Annotated in this window: 9 protein-coding genes and 8 pseudogenes; 11 read left to right on the top strand and 6 right to left on the bottom strand. The window is 60.1% G+C overall.

Translation table 11 applies throughout. The annotated features are described in order from the left end of the window. Window positions 1-15 precede the first annotated feature (15 nt). From AB3X99_RS38510 to AB3X99_RS38500, 3 genes and pseudogenes are all read left to right on the top strand, one after another. Window positions 16-985, top strand: a pseudogene (locus tag AB3X99_RS38510) (IS110 family transposase). A 674-nt stretch (window positions 986-1659) separates the two neighbouring features. After that, window positions 1660-1827 carry a gamma-glutamyl-gamma-aminobutyrate hydrolase family protein gene (locus AB3X99_RS38505; protein WP_368661808.1) on the top strand — a complete coding sequence of 56 codons (168 nt, stop codon included), beginning with the start codon at window positions 1660-1662 and terminating at the stop codon, window positions 1825-1827. A gap of 500 nt (window positions 1828-2327) precedes the next feature. Continuing rightward, entirely contained in the window at window positions 2328-3425 is a 1098-nt protein-coding gene (locus tag AB3X99_RS38500; RefSeq protein WP_069269243.1) for an OpgC domain-containing protein, read from the top strand. 144 nt (window positions 3426-3569) lie between these two features. Here AB3X99_RS38500 and AB3X99_RS38495 read toward each other — a convergent pair. Further along, window positions 3570-3953: pseudogene (locus AB3X99_RS38495) on the bottom strand (hypothetical protein); the annotation flags it as partial. Between the two features lie 474 nt (window positions 3954-4427). Between AB3X99_RS38495 and AB3X99_RS38490 the strand changes: the two are divergent. The 6 genes and pseudogenes from AB3X99_RS38490 to AB3X99_RS38465 form a co-directional block, all read left to right on the top strand. After that, window positions 4428-4697 carry a hypothetical protein gene (locus tag AB3X99_RS38490; protein ID WP_342922778.1) on the top strand — a complete coding sequence of 90 codons (270 nt, stop codon included), beginning with the start codon at window positions 4428-4430 and terminating at the stop codon, window positions 4695-4697. 543 nt (window positions 4698-5240) lie between these two features. After that, window positions 5241-5553, top strand: a pseudogene (locus AB3X99_RS38485) (transposase); the annotation flags it as partial. Between the two features lie 660 nt (window positions 5554-6213). Beyond that, window positions 6214-7331: pseudogene (locus tag AB3X99_RS38480) on the top strand (IS5 family transposase). 327 nt (window positions 7332-7658) lie between these two features. Continuing rightward, on the top strand, window positions 7659-8279 hold the full coding sequence (locus tag AB3X99_RS38475) for a carbonic anhydrase (RefSeq protein ID WP_368661798.1): 621 nt from the start codon (window positions 7659-7661) through the stop codon (window positions 8277-8279). 100 nt (window positions 8280-8379) lie between these two features. Next, window positions 8380-9909, top strand: coding sequence for a SulP family inorganic anion transporter (locus AB3X99_RS38470; protein ID WP_368661807.1), 1530 nt, complete (start codon window positions 8380-8382; stop codon window positions 9907-9909). 113 nt (window positions 9910-10022) lie between these two features. After that, window positions 10023-10685 (top strand): annotated as a pseudogene (locus AB3X99_RS38465) (IS5 family transposase); the annotation flags it as partial. Window positions 10686-11300: 615 nt separating this feature from the next. On the opposite strand, the pseudogene AB3X99_RS38460 reads toward AB3X99_RS38465, so the two are convergent. Beyond that, window positions 11301-11675 (bottom strand): annotated as a pseudogene (locus AB3X99_RS38460) (transposase); the annotation flags it as partial. An 89-nt stretch (window positions 11676-11764) separates the two neighbouring features. On the opposite strand from AB3X99_RS38460, the gene AB3X99_RS38455 reads away from it, so the two are divergent. Then, window positions 11765-14635, top strand: coding sequence for an insulinase family protein (locus AB3X99_RS38455; protein ID WP_368661797.1), 2871 nt, complete (start codon window positions 11765-11767; stop codon window positions 14633-14635). Between the two features lie 83 nt (window positions 14636-14718). Next, window positions 14719-15318: pseudogene (locus AB3X99_RS38450) on the top strand (transposase); the annotation flags it as partial. Window positions 15319-15473: 155 nt separating this feature from the next. Here AB3X99_RS38450 and AB3X99_RS38445 read toward each other — a convergent pair. From AB3X99_RS38445 to AB3X99_RS38430, 4 genes and pseudogenes are all read right to left on the bottom strand, one after another. Continuing rightward, window positions 15474-15689 (bottom strand): hypothetical protein, encoded by a 216-nt coding sequence (locus AB3X99_RS38445; RefSeq protein WP_069269390.1) that lies wholly within the window; start codon window positions 15687-15689, stop codon window positions 15474-15476. 1 nt (window position 15690) lies between these two features. Then, window positions 15691-16548 (bottom strand): ExeA family protein, encoded by an 858-nt coding sequence (locus tag AB3X99_RS38440; RefSeq protein ID WP_368661796.1) that lies wholly within the window; start codon window positions 16546-16548, stop codon window positions 15691-15693. Continuing rightward, window positions 16545-17979, bottom strand: a pseudogene (locus tag AB3X99_RS38435) (DDE-type integrase/transposase/recombinase). Before AB3X99_RS38435 ends, AB3X99_RS38440 begins: the two are co-directional and overlap by 4 nt. 260 nt (window positions 17980-18239) lie before the next feature. Next, complete coding sequence (locus AB3X99_RS38430; RefSeq protein ID WP_368661795.1) at window positions 18240-18458, bottom strand: hypothetical protein; 219 nt, start codon at window positions 18456-18458, stop codon at window positions 18240-18242. Between the last annotated feature and the right edge of the window lie 108 nt (window positions 18459-18566).

Raw genomic sequence — 18566 nt, 5'->3', positions numbered from 1 at the left:
GAACTGGAGGCCATCATGGACGGAGTCACGCTCGTTGGTATCGATCTGGGCAAACACACATTTCACCTGCATGGGCAGGACGCAAAAGGCAAGGCTGTGTTCCGTAAAAAGATGAGCGCAAACAACTGGTCGAATTCTTCGCGACGTTCCATGCTTGTACCGTCGTTATGGAGGCCTGTGCCGGTTCGCATCATATGGCCCGCAAGCTGGCCGAATTCGGGCACACGGTGCGCTTTATCTCGCCTCAGTTCGTCAGGCCATTCGTCAAGTCAAACAAGAATGATTTCGTCGACGCCGAGGCGATCTGCGAAACAGCCTCGCGCCCGGCGATGGAGATTTGTAACCCCGAAGACGGAATCGCAACAGACGTTTTCGGTGCTGCATCGTGTGCGTGAATCGATGGGTGCGCGAGCGCACCAGAACCGTAAACCAGATGCATGGCTTTCTCCTCGAGTTTGGCATCAGTCTGCCGGTGGGCAAGGCCGCTGTCGCACGTCTGCCGTCCGTGCTCGCCATGCAGGAACTGCCGCTCCGGCTGGTTGCGATTCTGGAGCGCCACCACCAGCACGTCAAGTACCTCGAGGAACAGATCGGTGAGATTGACCAGGAGCTGGGCCGCCAGCTCGCTGAGGACGAGATGGGACAGCGCCTCATGAGCATCTCGGGAGTTGGCCCGGTCACCGCAAGCGCGTTGGCCGCGAAAATGGGCGATGCAAAACAGTACGGATGCAGCCGCGATTTTGCGGCATCGATTGGGCTCGTCCCCCGGCAATACAGTACGGGCGGCAAGACCAATCTTCTCGGGATCAGCCGGCGCGGCGCCAAAAATGTCAGGCGCCTGCTCGTCCTGTGCGCCCGAGCCTACATGCGAGGCCTAGAGAAACGAACCGGCCGCCTGACGGACTGGGTTCGCGCAATGCTCGTGCAGCGGCATTCAAGCCTGGTGGCGTCTGCACTGGCCAACAAGCTGGCGCGAACCGGCTGAGCAATTGTTGCGCGCCACACCACATTCGACGCGGGCTTCACAACCCGCCCGACCTGAACGAACATGGCTTCATCTTTATTGACCACACTCACCCAACTGGTTTTGCGACGACCGAAAATTGATGACGTGAACGGCATACCGGCCTGACGAAGAACCTGCGTGCCAAACAGGCTTTCGAAGCCGAGCCACTGTTAAGGATCGTCAGGCGCGAATCTCATCGTGGCGCGGGGTGCGCCCCCCAAAACGACGCCGAATAGATTTAGGCAAGCCAGCTCGCCATCGAAAATCAGGGTTGCAAAAATGTGGCGGACCATAGATTTGGCAAATTGATGCCGCTTCGGGTGGGGGCGTCGATCCCATTACTTTCGACTTTAGCTCCGCGAAACTACGTGATCTACGGTATTACGAACGACGCAGCACCGTGACGAAAAGATGACAATGCTGCAACCGATCATGGGACGAAAATCGGGCGTTGCCGCTAGGGTGAGCGGCTTCATGCTGGTTGAGCCCTACCTACTAACCTGACGAACCTGACATCAAGATCATCTTCCACGCATACACGCATACACGCATTAGTATGCGTTAGGTTTCCATAATAAAAATTCATATTCAATAACTGATCTAATGTGGCAATATCGCTTTGACGGGACGTGAATACGCGCTCCGCTTCGAGCATGTCTGATTGTCGTCGGGTCTGGCGGACTGCGGTCGACGGCAGCGAGTTACGCGTCAACTCGCTATACAAGCAAGGAATCGCACAGGTTGGCCAAAGAGTTCGGTTGGAGGCAGTCGCGGATGACGGAGGCATGGAAGCACTGTACACGGACGCATCCACATTTTAACTCGCGCTGCAGTGGCCTCCTGAATGGCACGCCTCAAGCGACGAGGAGCCGGAAGATGCTAGGCGCGTTCGGCAAGGCATGTGATGGCTATAGAGCGAAGCGTTCGACGAAGCAGAATGCAACAACCAATTAATCTGCAGTTGCCTATTGGGAAGAGCTAACCCGGATTCTGGATTGGACGCAAACAGATGCTCCACGCTATTACACGCGCATAGAAGACTTCATGTCTACGCGGTCGAAAGAATTTTTGCGCGGCTAGCAGGAGCGAAGCCCTGCCCGGGACGGCCAGATGCCAGCCGATGCGGTTCGCAAAGCCCAATGATATTGGGCATATTAGCGGGCAAAATTAAGCCTTCAAGACACTACGTCGGCAGCAGTGTGGTAGCTCGTTCTCTCTTCTTGATGGCGAATCCTTTCCGTAATGAAATTTCCTTCATGCGTTCTGTTTGCACCCGAGCGCCCTGCCCGTGAGTGCTCCAGCCTCACACCATCCATACTCCATGCATTCATCGACCTCCCGGCTGCCAGAACTCGATTTTCTCCGCGGTCTCGCATTGCTGATCGTTGTCGTCGATCACGTCAGCGGCAGCGTCGTGTCGCACATTACGTTGCACACGTATGCGCTTTGCGACGCTGCTGAAGCGTTTGTGTTTCTCGCGGGCTACTCGACAGCCACCGCATGGACTACTCTGGCAGCGTACCGCGACAAAGCGGCCGCGCGTAGGTGGTTTATCAAACGAGCGTGGGTGATCTATCGGGCATTTCTTTTCACGGCTGGCTTACTGCTGCTGGCGAGCGCCGTCTTGCGCGCGTTCCACATCGAAACGCCGCACACGGCACGTGATCTGCAGCAATTGATTGCGTCGCCGGCAACGGTGCTGCGCGATATCGTGCTGCTACGCCGTCAACCATATCTTGCGTCGGTGCTGCCGATGTACGTACTCTTCGCGCTGGCAGCACCGGTGATGGTACCGCTCGCACGCGAGCGCCCGTGGCTACTTGTAGCGCTATCGTTCGGGCTCTGGGCGGTCGCGGGAACCTTATATTGGTATCTTCCCGCCGCACTGAACAACCGATGGGATTTCAATCCGTTCGCCTGGCAACTGGTATTTGTGCTCGGCGCACTCGCGCGCTGCCAGCCCGTTTATCAACACATCGATTCCGCGCGTTTCGGCAGGATCGCGTGGCTTGCAGCGCTCGCGATCATCGCCTCTGGTGCCTATTACAAGCTGAGGATCGAGCCCTCAACGCCTGGCATCATGAAGCGGGACCTCGAATGGCCACGCGCGGTGAATTTCATCGCGCTGGCGTGGCTGGTCGCCGATCTCGTCCGCCGTGGCTGGATACGACACGCTGCTGAGAGGGCACCGTGGGTCGGAGCGATCGGCCGTAGGAGCCTGCAGTGCTTCGTCGCCGGCACCGTAGTTTCGCTGAGCGCCGATGCCGTGTTGGCCCGGACAACCGGCGGCCAGCATGATGTGTGGCTGGGTCTCGCTGCAGATGCAGTGACGATCCTGTCCGTATTTGCCGTTGCCTCGCTCGCGAGCCTGCCGGCCCGCGCGCTGACGTCACGCCTGAGGAAAAGGCTCCGCCTGTAGACCCATTAGCCGTCGGATAGCGTCATGCGCAAAGCCGGTTCCTCGCGGCTCTTGAGTTCGAGCTGGGACTGAATAATGCTTCGCTGATTCTTCTCGCAGAAGCCCCGCGCACGGCTCGGGGGGGTGACGTGGCTCACTTTGCACTCAACGTTGATGCTGTGTCGGAAAGCCGCGGCAGTAAGGGGTTTGCAGAATCACTTTTTCAGGTGGTCGCCAGCATATGGATGCAGCAGGCAATTCTGAAGAAAGCCATCCGTGGATGGAAGCGATCTGTTCGAAGCGGATGCGCAGTCGGCGGAAGTTGTGAAGCCACGAGATGGTCTGCTCAACAGAGGCTGACCACGTCGAGCGATTTCTGCAATGCATGACCGCATGCAGTGGACATCGATATTTGTCGTGGTCGTAACCTCTATCGCCCTCAACGACCCGAGGCTTTGATAGTGGTTTGCCAGGCTTGCCGCGGATGGGCGGAATTGCCTCGACGAACGCTAGAAGTTGAATGGGATCGTTGCGGTTGACACCAGTCAAATCACCGCGAGCGGGAAGTTCCTGCAAATGCATCAACAACTATCAGCTTCAAACCCTTGCCGCGCAAGGCGCTTCGAGTTTTTCAGGGTCGACTAAATTACTGTCTCAAATCCGGGAGCCACTTTACAGATCCTGCGCGAAGGGTACGACACTTCTGTACAACGAGATGGGATTGAGGGACTATATTCGCTGTTCTACTCCGACCGCATCACGGTGTTGGTTGGCTCGTTCGCAGCATTGACGCATATCAACATCGAGGGTGAATCGCGCGCGTATCTTCACTAATGCAGGTGCGCGAGCGGGCGGCGGCAGGTTTTTAGTTTGTGGCGCATCGTGGTTCGCAGCAGAGAAACCATCAACGTAGTCGCCCGGGGGCTCCTCGTCATCGTGCCAAGGCCGCATGATCCGGAATTCCCCAGAAGTTACGCGTCAGGATGACGCACGAATGACTGTTACTCAGGAGGAGGTGCGACTATGAAAAATATGGCCGACGCCGACACGATCGAGTGCCGCGGGATTATCCGGAGGAGGGCCTTCGAACTTGCCGAAAGCGGTGCCTTTACCGACTGGCGAGCAATCAGGCTGACGCTCCACTCGCTCTTTCCCGCTAATCGCGTCGACGATATCCTCGCGAGCCCGTTCTGTCGTCTGGACCTGAATCTGCGATGCGGCAAGCCCATCCGTCAAAGCCTGTCCAATGAATATGGTCACGTGCAAGACAGCGAGCACGAAAGCGCCGGATAGCGATCAAAGGAGGTTTGCACGAGAGCCGTCTGCGACGGCACCGACTCCCAGTCCATTGAACCATTGAAGTCCTACCGAAGCTGGACAAGGGCCGTCCGGAAGATGAACCCCTCTTCTGCATGCAAACATGCTATGTATCTGATTTGACTTCACGGTTCGCTCGCAAACGGCCCGCTCACTCATGCGATGAGCCGACTGCAATGATTGCTGTTCGGCGCTTGATCGGTGCTGGATCAATGCCGGGTGTGGCACAGCTGCACAGATGGCGGAAGCATCATTCTCGTCGTTCTTGCCGCCGACCACAAAGGGTTTCACATATTGTGTCGGCAGCAGTCGAACCGTGTGCCCCCTGCGAGATAAATTCCAGAGCCCAGAAGTGCGAACCGTGACGGTGTTCGATGCCGATCAGGCTCGGTTCCAATCTCGAAAAGAACTTGCGCAGCTGCGGAAGTTTGCGCAGCTGTATCGGAGCAAGATCTGCGAACAGGCAAGGATGGTGACGTGGCCCCGGTGGACAAGTGGTCCTATGGCGTGTTCACGCTAATGTCGTTTGATCGTCCACTCTGGCGATGGAAATCACCGAAGCCCAATTATCAACGGATCGAGCATTGTCTGCCACGACAGCGTGGCAACAGTCAGTCTGACGAACCTGCAAGTGCAATGCGATCTTTATGTCGCCGAGCACGGCTGCAAGTGGCGTGGACTGCCGAAGCGCTTCGGTAGATGGCATACGATTTACACGCGGATGAACCGCTGGTCCAGAAGTGGCGTGCTGCGTCGCGTGTTCACGGAATTGCAGCGTGCACAGATCGTTCGCATCAGGATCGACGCGGTTTCGCTGGATAGCACTCCGATCTCGCGAAGCTCGGCCTCAAGGAGGCCGCTGCGCCCACCGTATGGAATGCGGTCCTGTTCGATCAATAAGCTATCCTACCTATTTGAATCAGAACCCTTCATCCCACGATTTTACTCGACCACCCCAGCAACGCGACAATGCCAATATGATCGATCCGCGACCAAACCGGTTAGCAGTCCTTTATCGACGCGGACTCATCGCACTGCCACCGCAACATGCACCGAACTTTGTTGCGCACACCCAATAATCGGAACCAGCCGAGCGCAAATAATGCCACGCGGTAAGCGAGACTACTGAGAAGTACGTCATCAAATTAATTTATGCCTGCACTTATGTCTATGGCGTAGGTCCTATTGAGGTCTGTTTGCTGCATTTTATCAATGCATCTGAAGCACAGTCGGTATAAAAGATGTGCGCAAATCTATGCGCCTACTGAGGCAACGCATGGTTCCGTTCAAACAATGGACGGGGTAGCCTAACGTATTTGACGACACAATTGCGACACGATGACTCATCTAAAATACCGGGTAGACTGAATTCTGTTATGCAAACCTTAATGACTGGAATGAAATGCATCGCAATTCTCATCAAGCTCAACACCATCTGTCGGCGCAAAAACTGTATGAGATCGCCATCATGGAAGAATCTTCTGCCGGGACGATGGCAAATGGCAGTCGGCATGGCGTCAGCGCCGACACATTCACCGAGAGTCTGTTTTCCATGTGCAAGCTGGACGACTTCGTCCCCAAGTCGCATCCGTTGCGTTCGATCCGCGTGATGGCGAATGAAGCGCTGGCGAAGATGGATCGACTGTTCGCCCAGATGTACGAAGCGGACATAAAGGGCGGGAGGCCGAGCATCGCGCCAGAGAAGTTGCTGCGAGCCACGCTGATTCAGGCGCTTTTCAGCATCCGCTCAGAGCGCCAGCTGATGGAGCAGGTGCAGTACAACCTGCTGTTTCGTTGGTTCATTGGCCTGGCGATGGACGACGAGGTGTGGGTGCCCACGGTCTTTACGAGAAACCGCGAGCGTCTGATCGAGCACGACGCCGTGATCGAATTCTTCAACGAAGGGGTGTCCATCGCCGGGAAGAAGTGTCTGCTCTCGGGCGGGCATTTCAGCGTGGACGGCACCCTAATCCAGGCGTGGGTCGGACACAAGAGTTTTGTACGCAAGAACGGCGACGATCAGGACAACGATGGTGGCGGCGCGGGCGACTGCAAAAGCGAGAAACGCAGCAACGAGACACATCAGTCGAAGACCGACCCCGATGCGAAGCTCTATCGAAAAGGCAAAACGGCCAGCGAATTGAGTTACATGGGCCATACGCTAACGGACAACCGGCACGGCCTGGTGGTCAACGCACGTGTGACACGCGCCGACGGTCATGCCGAGCGTGAAGCGGCCAAGATCATGATCCACGACGTACGGCAGGCGGCAGAGGATCCGCGCGCGGAAATCACGCTGGGTGCAGACAAGGGCTACGACGCACAGGAATTCGTCGAGGCGCGCCAGCAGATGAAGGTCACGCCGCACGTTGCGCAAAACACCTCGGGGCGGCGTTCGGCAGTGCACGATGCGATTGCCTCGAGCGTGGGCTACGCCATTTCGAGCAAAAGCGCAAGTTGATTGAACAGGGTTTCGGCAGGGCCAAGACCGTGGGGCGCATGCGCCAGGTGATGGTGCATGGCTTGAAGAAGGTGGACCAGATGTTCGTGTTGAATATGGCGGCGTACAACCTTGTGCGCATGCGATCGCTGGCACGGGTGCGTCCATAGTGGCGGGAAAGCGGCAATGAGGCCAAAAAAGTAGCCTCAAACCGCCAAAACAACGTTGAATTCGCGTTGAGATTGCGCAATCAGAAAAATTTTCGGCAGAAACCGCGTAAGCGGAACAAGGCCGTCTCCGTTGGGCTGTATTCCAGCGGCCTGCTAGGGTATCCCGGCGGCGGCCGAGTGCACTGGGTTGGTTGATTGACGGGTGACCGCGAAGTCCGCGCCACGTATTGGCGTCGTCCAGCGTCATTTTGGAACGACCCATTTTTTTGATAGAAGGCTATTCGCAAGCATTGATCGAAGCCAACGACCTGATTGGAGTCTCGACTCGTGAATCTTCCAAAACGCATGCTCGTCGCCAATGTCGCGTGGGCCCAGGAAATCGGACGGCGCGAACCAAACTTGTTTCGCGCGCTAGCCATGGGGCAGAAACCGCAAGTGCTCTGGATTGGCTGCTCAGATAGCCGCGTACCCGTCGAAACCATCACCCAGTGCGCGCCGGGGGATCTATTCGTTCATCGCAACATCGCTAACCTTTTTCATGTTGATGACGACAACACCATGAGCGTGCTCGAATATGCGGTGTGTGAGCTGCGGGTCGCGCACATCATTGTCTGCGGGCATTACGGATGCGGGGGCGTGCGCGCCTCGCTACTTCCGCCAGCCGATGCCTCGCCGCACTTCAACCGCCACATCAGGCCGCTTTGCGCACTCGCACACACGCATCACGCGGCGCTCGCTCGCCTGCCATCGGAAGAGGCACGCATCAACCGGCTCGTCGAACTTAATGTACTCGAACAGGTACGCCTGCTGCGCGAGCATCCGCTCGTGCGTGGGCGTGCACCCTCTCCCCTTGTGCACGGCTGGATCTTTTCACTGAACGACGGCCAGATGCGCGAACTCGTGTCGGGCTACGGGCGTGAAACAAGGAAGGCAATCGCCCCCGTCTGACCCGCTCCAGATCGCTCCGCTTACCTCGTTCACCGGAACATGGCAGTCGCACAAGTTTCGCCGTCGCGGTATTCACCCTTCACTATTTTTCGTTTCCGTCATGACTTCGAAAGCTTTCCCTTCTGCGCTTCTACGTGACCTCGCAGCCGGCGCTGTAGTCTTTCTCGTCGCGCTGCCGTTGTGTCTCGGCATTGCAAAAGCCTCCGGCGCAGAGCCGCTAGCCGGGTTGGTGTCTGGCATCGTTGGTGGCATCGTCGTCGCCTTGCTCAGCGGATCGTCCCTCAGTGTGAGCGGCCCCGCCGCGGGCCTCGTCGTGATCGTCGTCGACGGCATCGCGCGTCTCGGTAGTTTCTCTGCATTCCTTATTGCATTGCTGCTCTCGGGCGCCATCCAGTTCGGCTTCGGCACGCTTCGAGCCGGGCAGCTCGCGTCGTATGTCCCCACACCCGTCATCAAGGGAATGCTCGCCGCAATCGGCCTGCTGCTGATCATCAAGCAGGTTCCACTCGCAGTCGGTCTGACGTCGGGCGGCAACACCGAATCGTTGGCAGGCGCGCTTGTATCCATCTCGCCCATAGTCTGTACTGTAGCCGCCATCTCGCTGGCCATCCTTGCGGCCTGGGACACGCATACATTGCGACGCTTCGCCCTAGTGCGGTTCGTGCCCGCGCCGCTTGTCGTCGTAGTTGCGGGCGTAAGCGCGACGCTGGTTTGCGGCGCGTTAGGCGCCACGCTCGCGTTGCCACCTGAGCTCCGCGTAGCGTTGCCGGCCATCAAATCGTTGGCGGCGCTCCACGACGCCTTGCATTTCGCTGAGTTCGGGTTGAGCTTCGCGCGCCTTGTGGATCCAGAAATCTGGATCGTCGCCCTGACGCTTGCCGTTGTCGCCAGCCTAGAAACGCTCCTGAGCCTCGAAGCCGTCGAGCAGATCGACCCGCAGCGTCGCGCCGCACCACCGAATCGCGAACTCAAAGCGCAAGGCGTCGGCAATATGGTGGCAGGCGCCATCGGGGGATTGCCCATCACATCCGTCATCGTCCGCAGTTCGGCCAACGTCCACGCCGGCGCGCGAAGCAGGCTCTCCGCAATCGTGCACGGCGTGCTACTCCTCGTCAGCGTGTTCGCGCTCACGGATGCGATCAACCTGATTCCGCTCGCGAGTCTCGCCGCCATTCTCATTCATACCGGCATCAAGCTCGCCAGACCGTCGCTGTTCATTATGCTCGCGAAACAGGGAGCGGCAGCGTTCACGCCATTCATTGTAACGATTGCCGGGGTGCTCGCCACCGATCTGCTCACCGGAATTGTCCTCGGCGTGCTGTGCAGCGCCGCGCTCGCGTTGTGGGCGAATCTGCATCGGCCTATTGCCCTCGCGCGACACGACGACCATTTCCTGCTCTCGTTTCGCAAGGATGTGTCGTTTCTCGGCAAGGTGGCGCTCAAGGAGATGCTTGCGCATATCCCGGATCGGGCGACTCTCATCGTCGACACAACCCGCGCCGATTTCATCGACCACGACGTGCGCGAACTGCTGGACCGTTTCATTGACGAGGCGCCGCTGCGGTCGATCTCGGTGGAGGTTCTACATGCCGCAACGGTGCTGCCTCGTGCAACGCGCTCAGGCGCCTGACCGCATGCCAACAATGATGTTGGGATCCGTGACGGTTGTGTGTCGCATTAGATGCTATGTGGGGGGGCCGCGGAAGTAAGCCCGACTGGAGTAAAACGGAGCTTGCACACATCGTTTTCTCCGAAGGAGCACGCAAATGGATGGCGCGAGCCGGTGCCTCGTGGCGTATGCTGCCGACCAACTTCGCGCCGTCGGAACTGGTCTATCAGCAAACACAAACGTTGGCTGAACGCGGGTTGTTTCGATGGGATGGTCAGCGAATTGCGTTCGGTGCTGCGTATCGCCCAGGAGCGCCGGGGGCAACCCAGCGCGGTTATCCTGGATGGACGCACGTTGCAGTCCACGTGCGAAAGCGGCCCGCGTGCGGGCTACGATGGCTATAACCGCAAGCGTGGCAGCAAGGTACACATGGCGCTCGATACGCTGGGCAATCTGCTGGCTGTGCACATTACGCCGGCCAACGAGCAGGGGCGAGCGCAGGTCGCCGAGCTTGCCCGCCAGGTTCAGGAGGTATCGGGTCAAACAGTGAAGGTGGCATTCGCGGACCAAGACCATACAGGTGAGGACGCGACGCAGGCCGCGCGTGATGAAGGCATTGAACGGCAGGCCATCAAGCTGCCGGAGGCGAAAAAAGGCTTTGTCCTCCTGCCGCGTCGCTGGGTGGTCGAGCCAGCTTTGGCTGGTTGAATCGCTTCCGGCGGCTCGCACGAGATTACGAGCGACTTCCGCAGACGCTTGCAGGGCTTCATTTCGTCGTTTTCGCAATGTTGATGCTCGTTCAACGCTTCCCAGCGCGACGCAGTAGGGCGCGGGATCTCCCGGTTCCCATGCAAGGTGTTTCCGCACGTGCTCAGGGTCTCCGACCGCGCGGGGTCCGGGATTGCCTTGCCAATACGGCAATCCCGGTGTGGCTTTCGGCAAGCGTCCAGCGCCTCGGCACCCCGATCAGCCCGCACCTTTCGGAACGGGGAATGGATTTCGCAGCTCGATACCTGGCCGATGCGTACCTCTGCCAACGCTTCGCCTACGCCCTTACGGACGCACACGCATGACTCGAGGCCGTTGTGGTTGGCTAGACCTTCAACGTATGACTCTTTCATTCACAACGCCTTGCCGGGTTTGACCGGCGCACGGACGCGTTCATTTCATTGCTCACGCCCAATGCGGCTTCGAACAGCTTGCTGTGCACGACCTGCCCTCGTCGTGTTTATGCAGAAGTCGGGACGATACCCCCCACTGGAAATTCAACAGAGGCAAAATTGAGTCCATTCATCTACGGCTGTAACGGCGACCTTGAGGTAGGTCAAACATTGGTCAACACGGGTAGGAGGCCATGAACAACGAAATTGGAGCGTGTGCGAAACTAAACATTAACGAATGTCGCGAAAATACGTCGGCGTGAAGTGCATGTGGTAGCGTATGCTTGGCCAGCCACACCCTGACCTTCGGATGCTTGTGCGTCGCATCGTTGTCGACGATCAGATGCACATCGAGATTGTGCGGGCACCGCCTGATCCGCATGCCTGAGAAACGCGAGGAATTCCTGATGACGGTGGCGCGGCTTACATTGCGCAATGACTTCACCCGTTGCCGTATTGAGGGCGGCGAACAGCGGGTAGCGCCCTGCCCGCCTGGCACTGGCTCTTTTCGTCGACGCACAGCACCAAAGCATTGGTCGGTGGGCTCAGGTACAGCCCGACAATATCGCGCACCTTCTCTACGAAGTAGGGATCATTAGACAGCTTGAAACTCTTTGACCAATGAGGGGCGTTGCATAAGTGGAACGTAAGGACAGGCCACGCGCCGCTGCGCTTAGCCGTACCTCATCGATCAGCCAACCCGACACTGAATCACAATGACCTCCTTCGAACACATCTCCAGTCACCCCATCCCGGATCTGCGCGCGCAGCTCGAGCAATACCTAGACCCCGCATCCGGAGCACGTCATGTACATTTGGCCAGCGACCAGGACGAGTTCGCTTTCCTGGTGGGCTTTCCGACGGTTCCGCAAGCTAGCGACGGGCGTGCCCATATCCTCGAGCATCTTGCACTGTGCGGCTCGGAGCGTTTCCCGGTGGCGGACCCGTTTTTCGCAATGCTGCGGCGCTCAACGGCGACTTTCATGAATGCGATGACGTACCCCGACCGCACGGTCTATCCGTTCGCGAGTACCGATCGCACCGACTTCTTCAATCTGCTCGACGTCTATCTTGACGCGACCTTCTTCCCCAAGCTGGATTACCTTAGCTTCCGTCAGGAGGGCTGGCGCCATTCCTTCAAGGACGATCGCCTGGTCCGTCAAGGTGTAGTGCTCAACGAGATGAAGGGCGCGTTTGGCGATCCGCTGAGCATCCTGTACTCCGGCCTCAACAAGGCTCTGTTCCCCGGAACGTCCTACGCCGAGAACTACGGCGGCGACCCGCTCGTCATCCCGGAGCTTTCACACGAAATGCTGCTGGAGTTCCACGCCAGCCACTACCACCCTTCGCAGGCGATGTTCATGAGCGCTGGTCGAATCGAGGCAAAGGAGATTCAGGCCAAGCTCGTTGAGCGCGTGCTCTCGCGCCGCACGGGACGGTGCCCGGCGCGTCGGCCAGAGCTGGCTGCTGACTGGATAGCACCGCGCCGCGCTCAGGTCAGAGTACCGTCGGCTCAAGCGCGCCCTGACGAACATGGCCTGCAGCTCAGCTGGCGCTTCGGTGAATCCACCGACCCGCTAGCCACTGCACGACTTCGGCTACTGAGCCACGGCTTGCTTGGCGACGCCTCCGCGCCGGTGATGAAGGCGATGCAGTCGGCAGGCTTCGGCCGACCAAGCCAGATGAATTTCGTCGACAGCGGCCTGCGCCAGCTTGTGCTGCATATTGGCATGGAAGGATTGACCGAGACACAGGTGGAGCGAGCAAAGAGCTGTATCGAGCACGCCCTCGAGGACGCCGCAACTGACGGCGTTCCGGTGGATGTCCTCAAAACCGCACTGCGCGACATGCGTTTTGCAAAGCGCGAGATTCAGGGGGACACCATCCCAGACGCACTGCGCCGGTTGCTTGACGCCGTACCCTTGCTGATGAACGGAGGCGATGTCGCAACGGCATTCGATATCGAACCCGTGCTTCAGCAACTCGGGAAAGAGATTGAGGACCCGGCCTTCTTCAAGCATGCCGTCCGTGAGCTGATCAATCACCCGAATCTTCTGGCCACGCACGTGATTGCAGATGCCGACTTCGCGACTCTGCGCGAGGCGCAGGAAGCCAAGGCGCTCGCGCTGAAGGAGCGCGAGCTGAACGACGACGAGCGTCGCCAGATCGGCGCCGAGGAGGCCGCTCTGGCCGAACACCGCAAGGCTCGAAGCAACATCGATGTACTGCCTTGCGTTCAGCCGAGCGAACTCAGGCGTGAGCCCATCGCGTTGCCAGAAATTCAACATCAGCACAGCTCGATTAGCGTCGTCGGTGGCGCCACCAACGGCATCACCTATGCGACCACGCTTTTCGATCTGAGCACGGCCCCGAAGGACGATTGGCCCTGGCTATCCCTGTACGCCGACATCGTGCCGGACCTCGGGACTGGTAGTTTGGGATTTGAAGAAGCGGGCCGATGGCGCCAGCGTCAGGTGTCCTCGTTCTCAATGACGCTGGACACCTTGGTGGAGGCCGGTCGCACGAGCCTGACGCCGCAACTGAACGTTCATGCCTCCGCGCTGACTGAGGACGAAGCCGGAATCCCCTCCGCCATCGCGGCGTGGACCTTGGTGCCGCGATTCGATGAACTCGACCGCATCTCGTTTTTGACCAAAGCGCGCGTCGCGCGTAAAGTCAACGGCTTAGCAGCGGCGGCCGGCCAGTACGCTTCTCTGGCCGCGGCCGCGGCCTACTCGATTCGTCGGCAATTTGCCCACCGCGTGCACGGCCTAGCCTCTCTGCCATTCGTCGCCGCGCTAGGCAAGATGCTGGAGTCGCCGGAGGGCGTTCAAGCTATCGCCGACCACCTGAAGCGCATTCACCAGCTGTTGCTGGAGGTGCCCAATCGCGTCATTTGGGTTGGCCTGAACGGATCGTCGCTCGAGGCCTCGAAGGCATTGGACCTGCGCCCCTCTCGGGCTGGCAGGCTGGGTGCATCTGACGCGATCTCGCGTGCTCATGAAGTCGCCAACGTGGCCTTGCGTGTGGCAAGCCAGGTGAACCATTGCCACATTGCATGGGCCGCGCCTAGTGTCGAGCATCCCGATGCTGCGCCGCTCGCTGTTGCCGCCGAGCTCCTGACCCATCTTGCGCTGCACCGCAAGCTGCGCGAAGAGGGGGGAGCCTACGGCGGCTGGGCCAGCTATAGCGCGGAGGATGGCCTTTTTACGATGAGTTCGTTTCGCGATCCCCGGCTAGCGGGCACCTACGCGGATTTCGCGGGCTCGGTGCGCGAGATCCAGGACGCATACTTTAGCCAACAGACCCTCGAAGGAGCCATCATCTCAGTCATCAAGCGACTCGACAAACCTCTGGCACCATATACTCTCGCCAGTGCAGCCGATCGTTCGGAGCGTCGCGGTGTGACGAAGGAGATGCGCCGAGCCTTCCGCCAACAAGTGCTCGCTTGCACTTTGATGCAAGTCAAGGAGGCGCTCGCTCGCTGGCTACCGCCGCAAGCGGCTAGCCGTGCCGCCGCTGTGGGAAATGCAAACCAGGATCTCTGCGGAATGGCTGTGATCGAGGTAGCTGACCTTGTGAATTGATTCAAGTGATTGCGGGTTTGACCGTGCCTCGATTTCGCGTACAGCAGGAATTTTGTTAATTTCCTACTGTACGGAGGGGTTGCATGTCAGAAAGGTCAGTGCCGAAACGACAACACACAGACGAATTCATGATCGAGGCCGTCAGGCTTGCCGAATCAGTCGGGCAGCACGAGGCTGCACGAAGGCTTGGGGTGCCAGTGGCGACGCTAGGGAACTGGATGCGGCGTGGCTGCCGATTCGAGGGCGTTGGCCCGGCGAGTGGTCGCGAAGCGGTCACGGCACGAACAACTCGCCCGATCAGTGCGCTGGAAGCGGAGAACAGCCGGTTGCGCAAGGAATTGGCCAGTGCGAAGCTGGACATCGAAATCTCTCAAAAGCGACGGCGTACTTCGCGAAAGGGTCGCGGTGAAGTACGCATGGATCGATTCCCACCGCGACCAGTACCGCGTCAGCCGCCCGTGCCGAATGCTTGATGTATCGCGCAGCGGCTATTGCCAGTGGCGTCGCCGCGGATCGAGCAGGCGCGCTCAGGCCAATGCAGCGCTGGACGCCGCGGTCGCCACCATCTACCCGGCGAGTCGCGGCAGCTGCCGTCGTCCTCGTATCGTGCGGCAGTTGCGTGCCCAGGGCCAGCCGGCGCGCGCGGAGCGCGTACGTCGCGCAGCCTGCAACGCCAAGGGCTGACCTGCTGGCATAGCCGCCGCCGTGTCAGCCTACGAACAACAAACTGCGCAGAACCAGTGAGCGTAAGCACGTAAATCGATGGGGCAATGGGCAAGCTAAATGTGATGTCCAAGGGACGAAGTAAAACGGGGGCGATGAAGCCCCCGTTGTTGTTTCAGAACGGCTCGTCGACGACCTGATGCGGCGGTTGCGTCGGACCGCGGTACCAAGGCTTGCGGTAGCGCCGGATCTGGGTAGCGTAGGCGCGGCTGAACCAGAGATAGAAGTCTTCGATGAAGAACTGCATCATGTAGGCGGCCTCGTCGGAGAGTTCGGGCAACGGCAGGCGTCGGGCCGCATCGGGTTTGTGAGGTGATGTTTTACGGGACATGTCATCTTGCTCCATTGGGTTGACGTGCGGGCGTTCGGCGCGAGGATGGCGGTGACGGGGCAAAGACCTCGAAGTACAGCTTCTCGTCGAGTTCGGTCAATTCCCGCTGCGCGGCGGTGGCGAGCAGATCGTTGGCAGGCGTGGTGAGCACGCGGTAGTTGCCCAGCGCGTGTTCGCACAGTGTGTGGCGCAGCGGCGGCGTCATCAGCTGTGGGGCGCCAGCGCTCGCGAGCAGATGATCGAGGCAGGCCAGCAGGTCATCCACCGTGGCCTTCTCGGTCGCCAGGCGAGATCGGATGCGGCTGCCCAGCGGCAGCAGTTCGTCGCGCCGCAGCTTGTCGGTCAAGCGCGTATCGCCGGCGATCACCACGCACAGCAGCGGCTGCGAATCGAAGCGAGCGCTGGCCATGAGCCTCAGTTCGTTGAGTACGCCCGCGCTCATCTCCTGGGCCTCGTCAATCAACAGGATCGGACGTCGGCGCGTGCTCTGCAGATGTGATAGCCACCGCTCGCGCAGCGACCGGAATCCGCCCCAGCGGTTGTGTGCCTTGAACTCCAGATTGAAGATGTCGCCCATCTCGCGATAGAAGTCGGCGAGACTGCTTTGCGGGTGATTGATCGAGACGACCATCAGCTCGGTGAGCCGCTCGAGCTTCTCGGCCAGCACGCGCATGATGACGCTCTTACCGGTGCCGGGCTCGCCGTGGATCATCGCGAAGCCGCCTTCGCGCACGAGCGCGTTCTCGATGCGCCAGCAGAAGTTCTCGACGCGGGGCGGCACGTACAGCGCTTCGAGCGGCGGCTCCGGCGAGAACGGGTTCCACTTCAGGCCGTAGAGGGCTTGCAGGCGTTGGCTCATGCGCCCTCCTGCCAGTCAGCGGGAATCCAGGCCGGCGGCAGCCCGGTTGCCGCATGTTCGGCCAGCATCTGGCGCAGCAGCGGTGCGATGCCGGGCGCAGTGGCCGGTGGCAGCTCGACAATGACGGCATCAATGCGACGGCGCTGGCCGTCGGCATTGGCGACCTTGTCCAATGGTCACAGCGGGCACAGCACGACGTCGCTGTTGGCGTCGATGAGATCGACGCGACTCAGGTCCCAGCCCGCGTAACGCAGGCGTACGCGCTGCAGGTGCCGGTAAGCCAAGGGGATCTCAAAGCGCGTGCCGGCCAGGCTCACGGTGCCGTCCGAACGCCGCTGGGTTCGTGTCACGTCAATGCGAAACGCGGCCCGTAGTGCATCGCTGGAGGGACACTCGCGCCGCACGTCGGGACCGGCCAGGTAGCGCTTGAGCGGCGTGCCGCCGATCTCGGAATGATGCGCGTGATGGTACTCGCGCTCGATCCAGGCGTGGATGGCCTGGTTGAGCAGTTCGAGCGTGAGATTGGTCTCGCCTTCGAGCATGGCCATCACGCGCCCCTCGATACGCGCCCAGAACGTCTCCTGCTTCGCGTTCTGATACGGAGAATATGGCAGCGTCGTCTGATGCAGCACGCCGAGCGCGAGCAGCCCGGCAGTCGTCTCCTCGGCAGCATTGCCGCACCGTTGTCGGTCATCAGCGCGCGGCAGCCCACGGCGCTGGAACGCCTGGGCGAGTCCGTGGATCAGGCCTGCGCGCAGTCTCATCGAGAAACCATTGCGCGTGACAGACGACGCGCGAGCGGTCATCGATCACGCACAGCAGCATCGGCGTGATCCACTGGCCGTCATGGATGAGCAGCTTGCGCGATCCGTGATGGAAGTCGAGATGCCAGAGCGCGTTGACGTGCTCGACCTCGAAGCTGCGGACCTCGAGCTTCTCGAGGCGATCGCGCGCGAGCATCGCGCCGGCGCCCGTGTGCCGGGGCTGGCGTTCCCGGAACAGGCCCTGCGCACGCATGTAACGGCGCACGGTCGTGTACGACGGCAGGTTCGCCGCACCGAGCATGACCTTGAGGTTGTCGAAGTGCAACTGGCAGGTCCAGCCGGGATGGTCGCGGTACTGCGTGCGGATCGCCTGTACCGTCTGAGGCGACAGGTTTGCGCCGGCGCCACTTGGGCGCTTGCGCTTGCGCAGTTTCGCCACCGGGTCGTGTGGCGCCTTGCGGGCCTGATAGAACCACCGTTCGATGGTCGAGCGGCCGAACTGGATATCGTCGCCAGTGACGGGATGACGCCAGCGTCTGGCGGCCAGCGCGGTGATGAGTTCGCGCAACTGCCCCGACTCGGGCGGTGCTGCAAGCAAGGGGCCGACGATCGCAAAGCGCAAGCGCGCCCAACGATCCCGCACGGGTAGATCGTGAAGTTCAGTCATGCGTTCTCCAAAGATGCGGCGCACCGCGCCGCGATTCAGGGGAGAGGCGAGACTACAAGCGCTGTTCGGAGAGGGCGAGCGAGAAGTTCTGCGGGCGGCTACCGTCCCTCATGCACGGTGCTCATGGCGCTGCTGCGGGTGAGCGGCGAGAGCCAGCACAGCATCGGGTCAGGCTGTAACGCCGCAGCGAAGCGCTCGAGCAGGCTCGCCGGCGCCTGCACGGTCTCGACGGGCGGCACGAACGCCGCCCGCCCAAGCGTTCAGAACGGCGTGCTGACGAAGTCGGTCTGCCACCAGCGCCGCCATTGCGCGATCGTTGCGCGCGGCACGCCCAGCTCGCCGAGCTGATGCATCGCGGCAGCAGTGCCGGCACTGGCGCGCGTGGCACTGACGACGACCATGATTGCGGCAACGTAGACGCGACGGCCGAGAAAGCGCACGGAGAACGGCGTGGTGCGACGTAAGCGTTGCTTGAGCACCGTCTAGACCGATGGCGCCAAAGTGGACAAAGTAGGCCCCACCAAACGAGTGGTGGAGACTACTTTGTCACCTGAGATAGCGACAGCGGCAAGACGGACGCGTAAAGG

This window comes from Paraburkholderia sp. BR10882, assembly GCF_040948855.1.
GTDB classification, from domain to species: Bacteria; Pseudomonadota; Gammaproteobacteria; order Burkholderiales; family Burkholderiaceae; genus Paraburkholderia; species Paraburkholderia nodosa_A.
Note: the sequence above shows the minus strand (reverse complement) of the source record. Positions and strands in the feature narration are given on the sequence as shown.

Bases quoted from the DNA above. Each gene is read 5' to 3' on its own strand.
- AB3X99_RS38505 (WP_368661808.1), top strand. From the start codon at position 1,660: ATGTCTGATTGTCGTCGGGTCTGGCGGACTGCGGTCGACGGCAGCGAG.
- AB3X99_RS38500 (WP_069269243.1), top strand. From the start codon at position 2,328: ATGCATTCATCGACCTCCCGGCTGCCAGAACTCGATTTTCTCCGCGGT.
- AB3X99_RS38490 (WP_342922778.1), top strand. From the start codon at position 4,428: ATGAAAAATATGGCCGACGCCGACACGATCGAGTGCCGCGGGATTATC.
- AB3X99_RS38470 (WP_368661807.1), top strand. From the start codon at position 8,380: ATGACTTCGAAAGCTTTCCCTTCTGCGCTTCTACGTGACCTCGCAGCC.
- AB3X99_RS38455 (WP_368661797.1), top strand. From the start codon at position 11,765: ATGACCTCCTTCGAACACATCTCCAGTCACCCCATCCCGGATCTGCGC.
- AB3X99_RS38445 (WP_069269390.1), bottom strand. From the start codon at position 15,689: ATGTCCCGTAAAACATCACCTCACAAACCCGATGCGGCCCGACGCCTG.
- AB3X99_RS38440 (WP_368661796.1), bottom strand. From the start codon at position 16,548: ATGAGCCAACGCCTGCAAGCCCTCTACGGCCTGAAGTGGAACCCGTTC.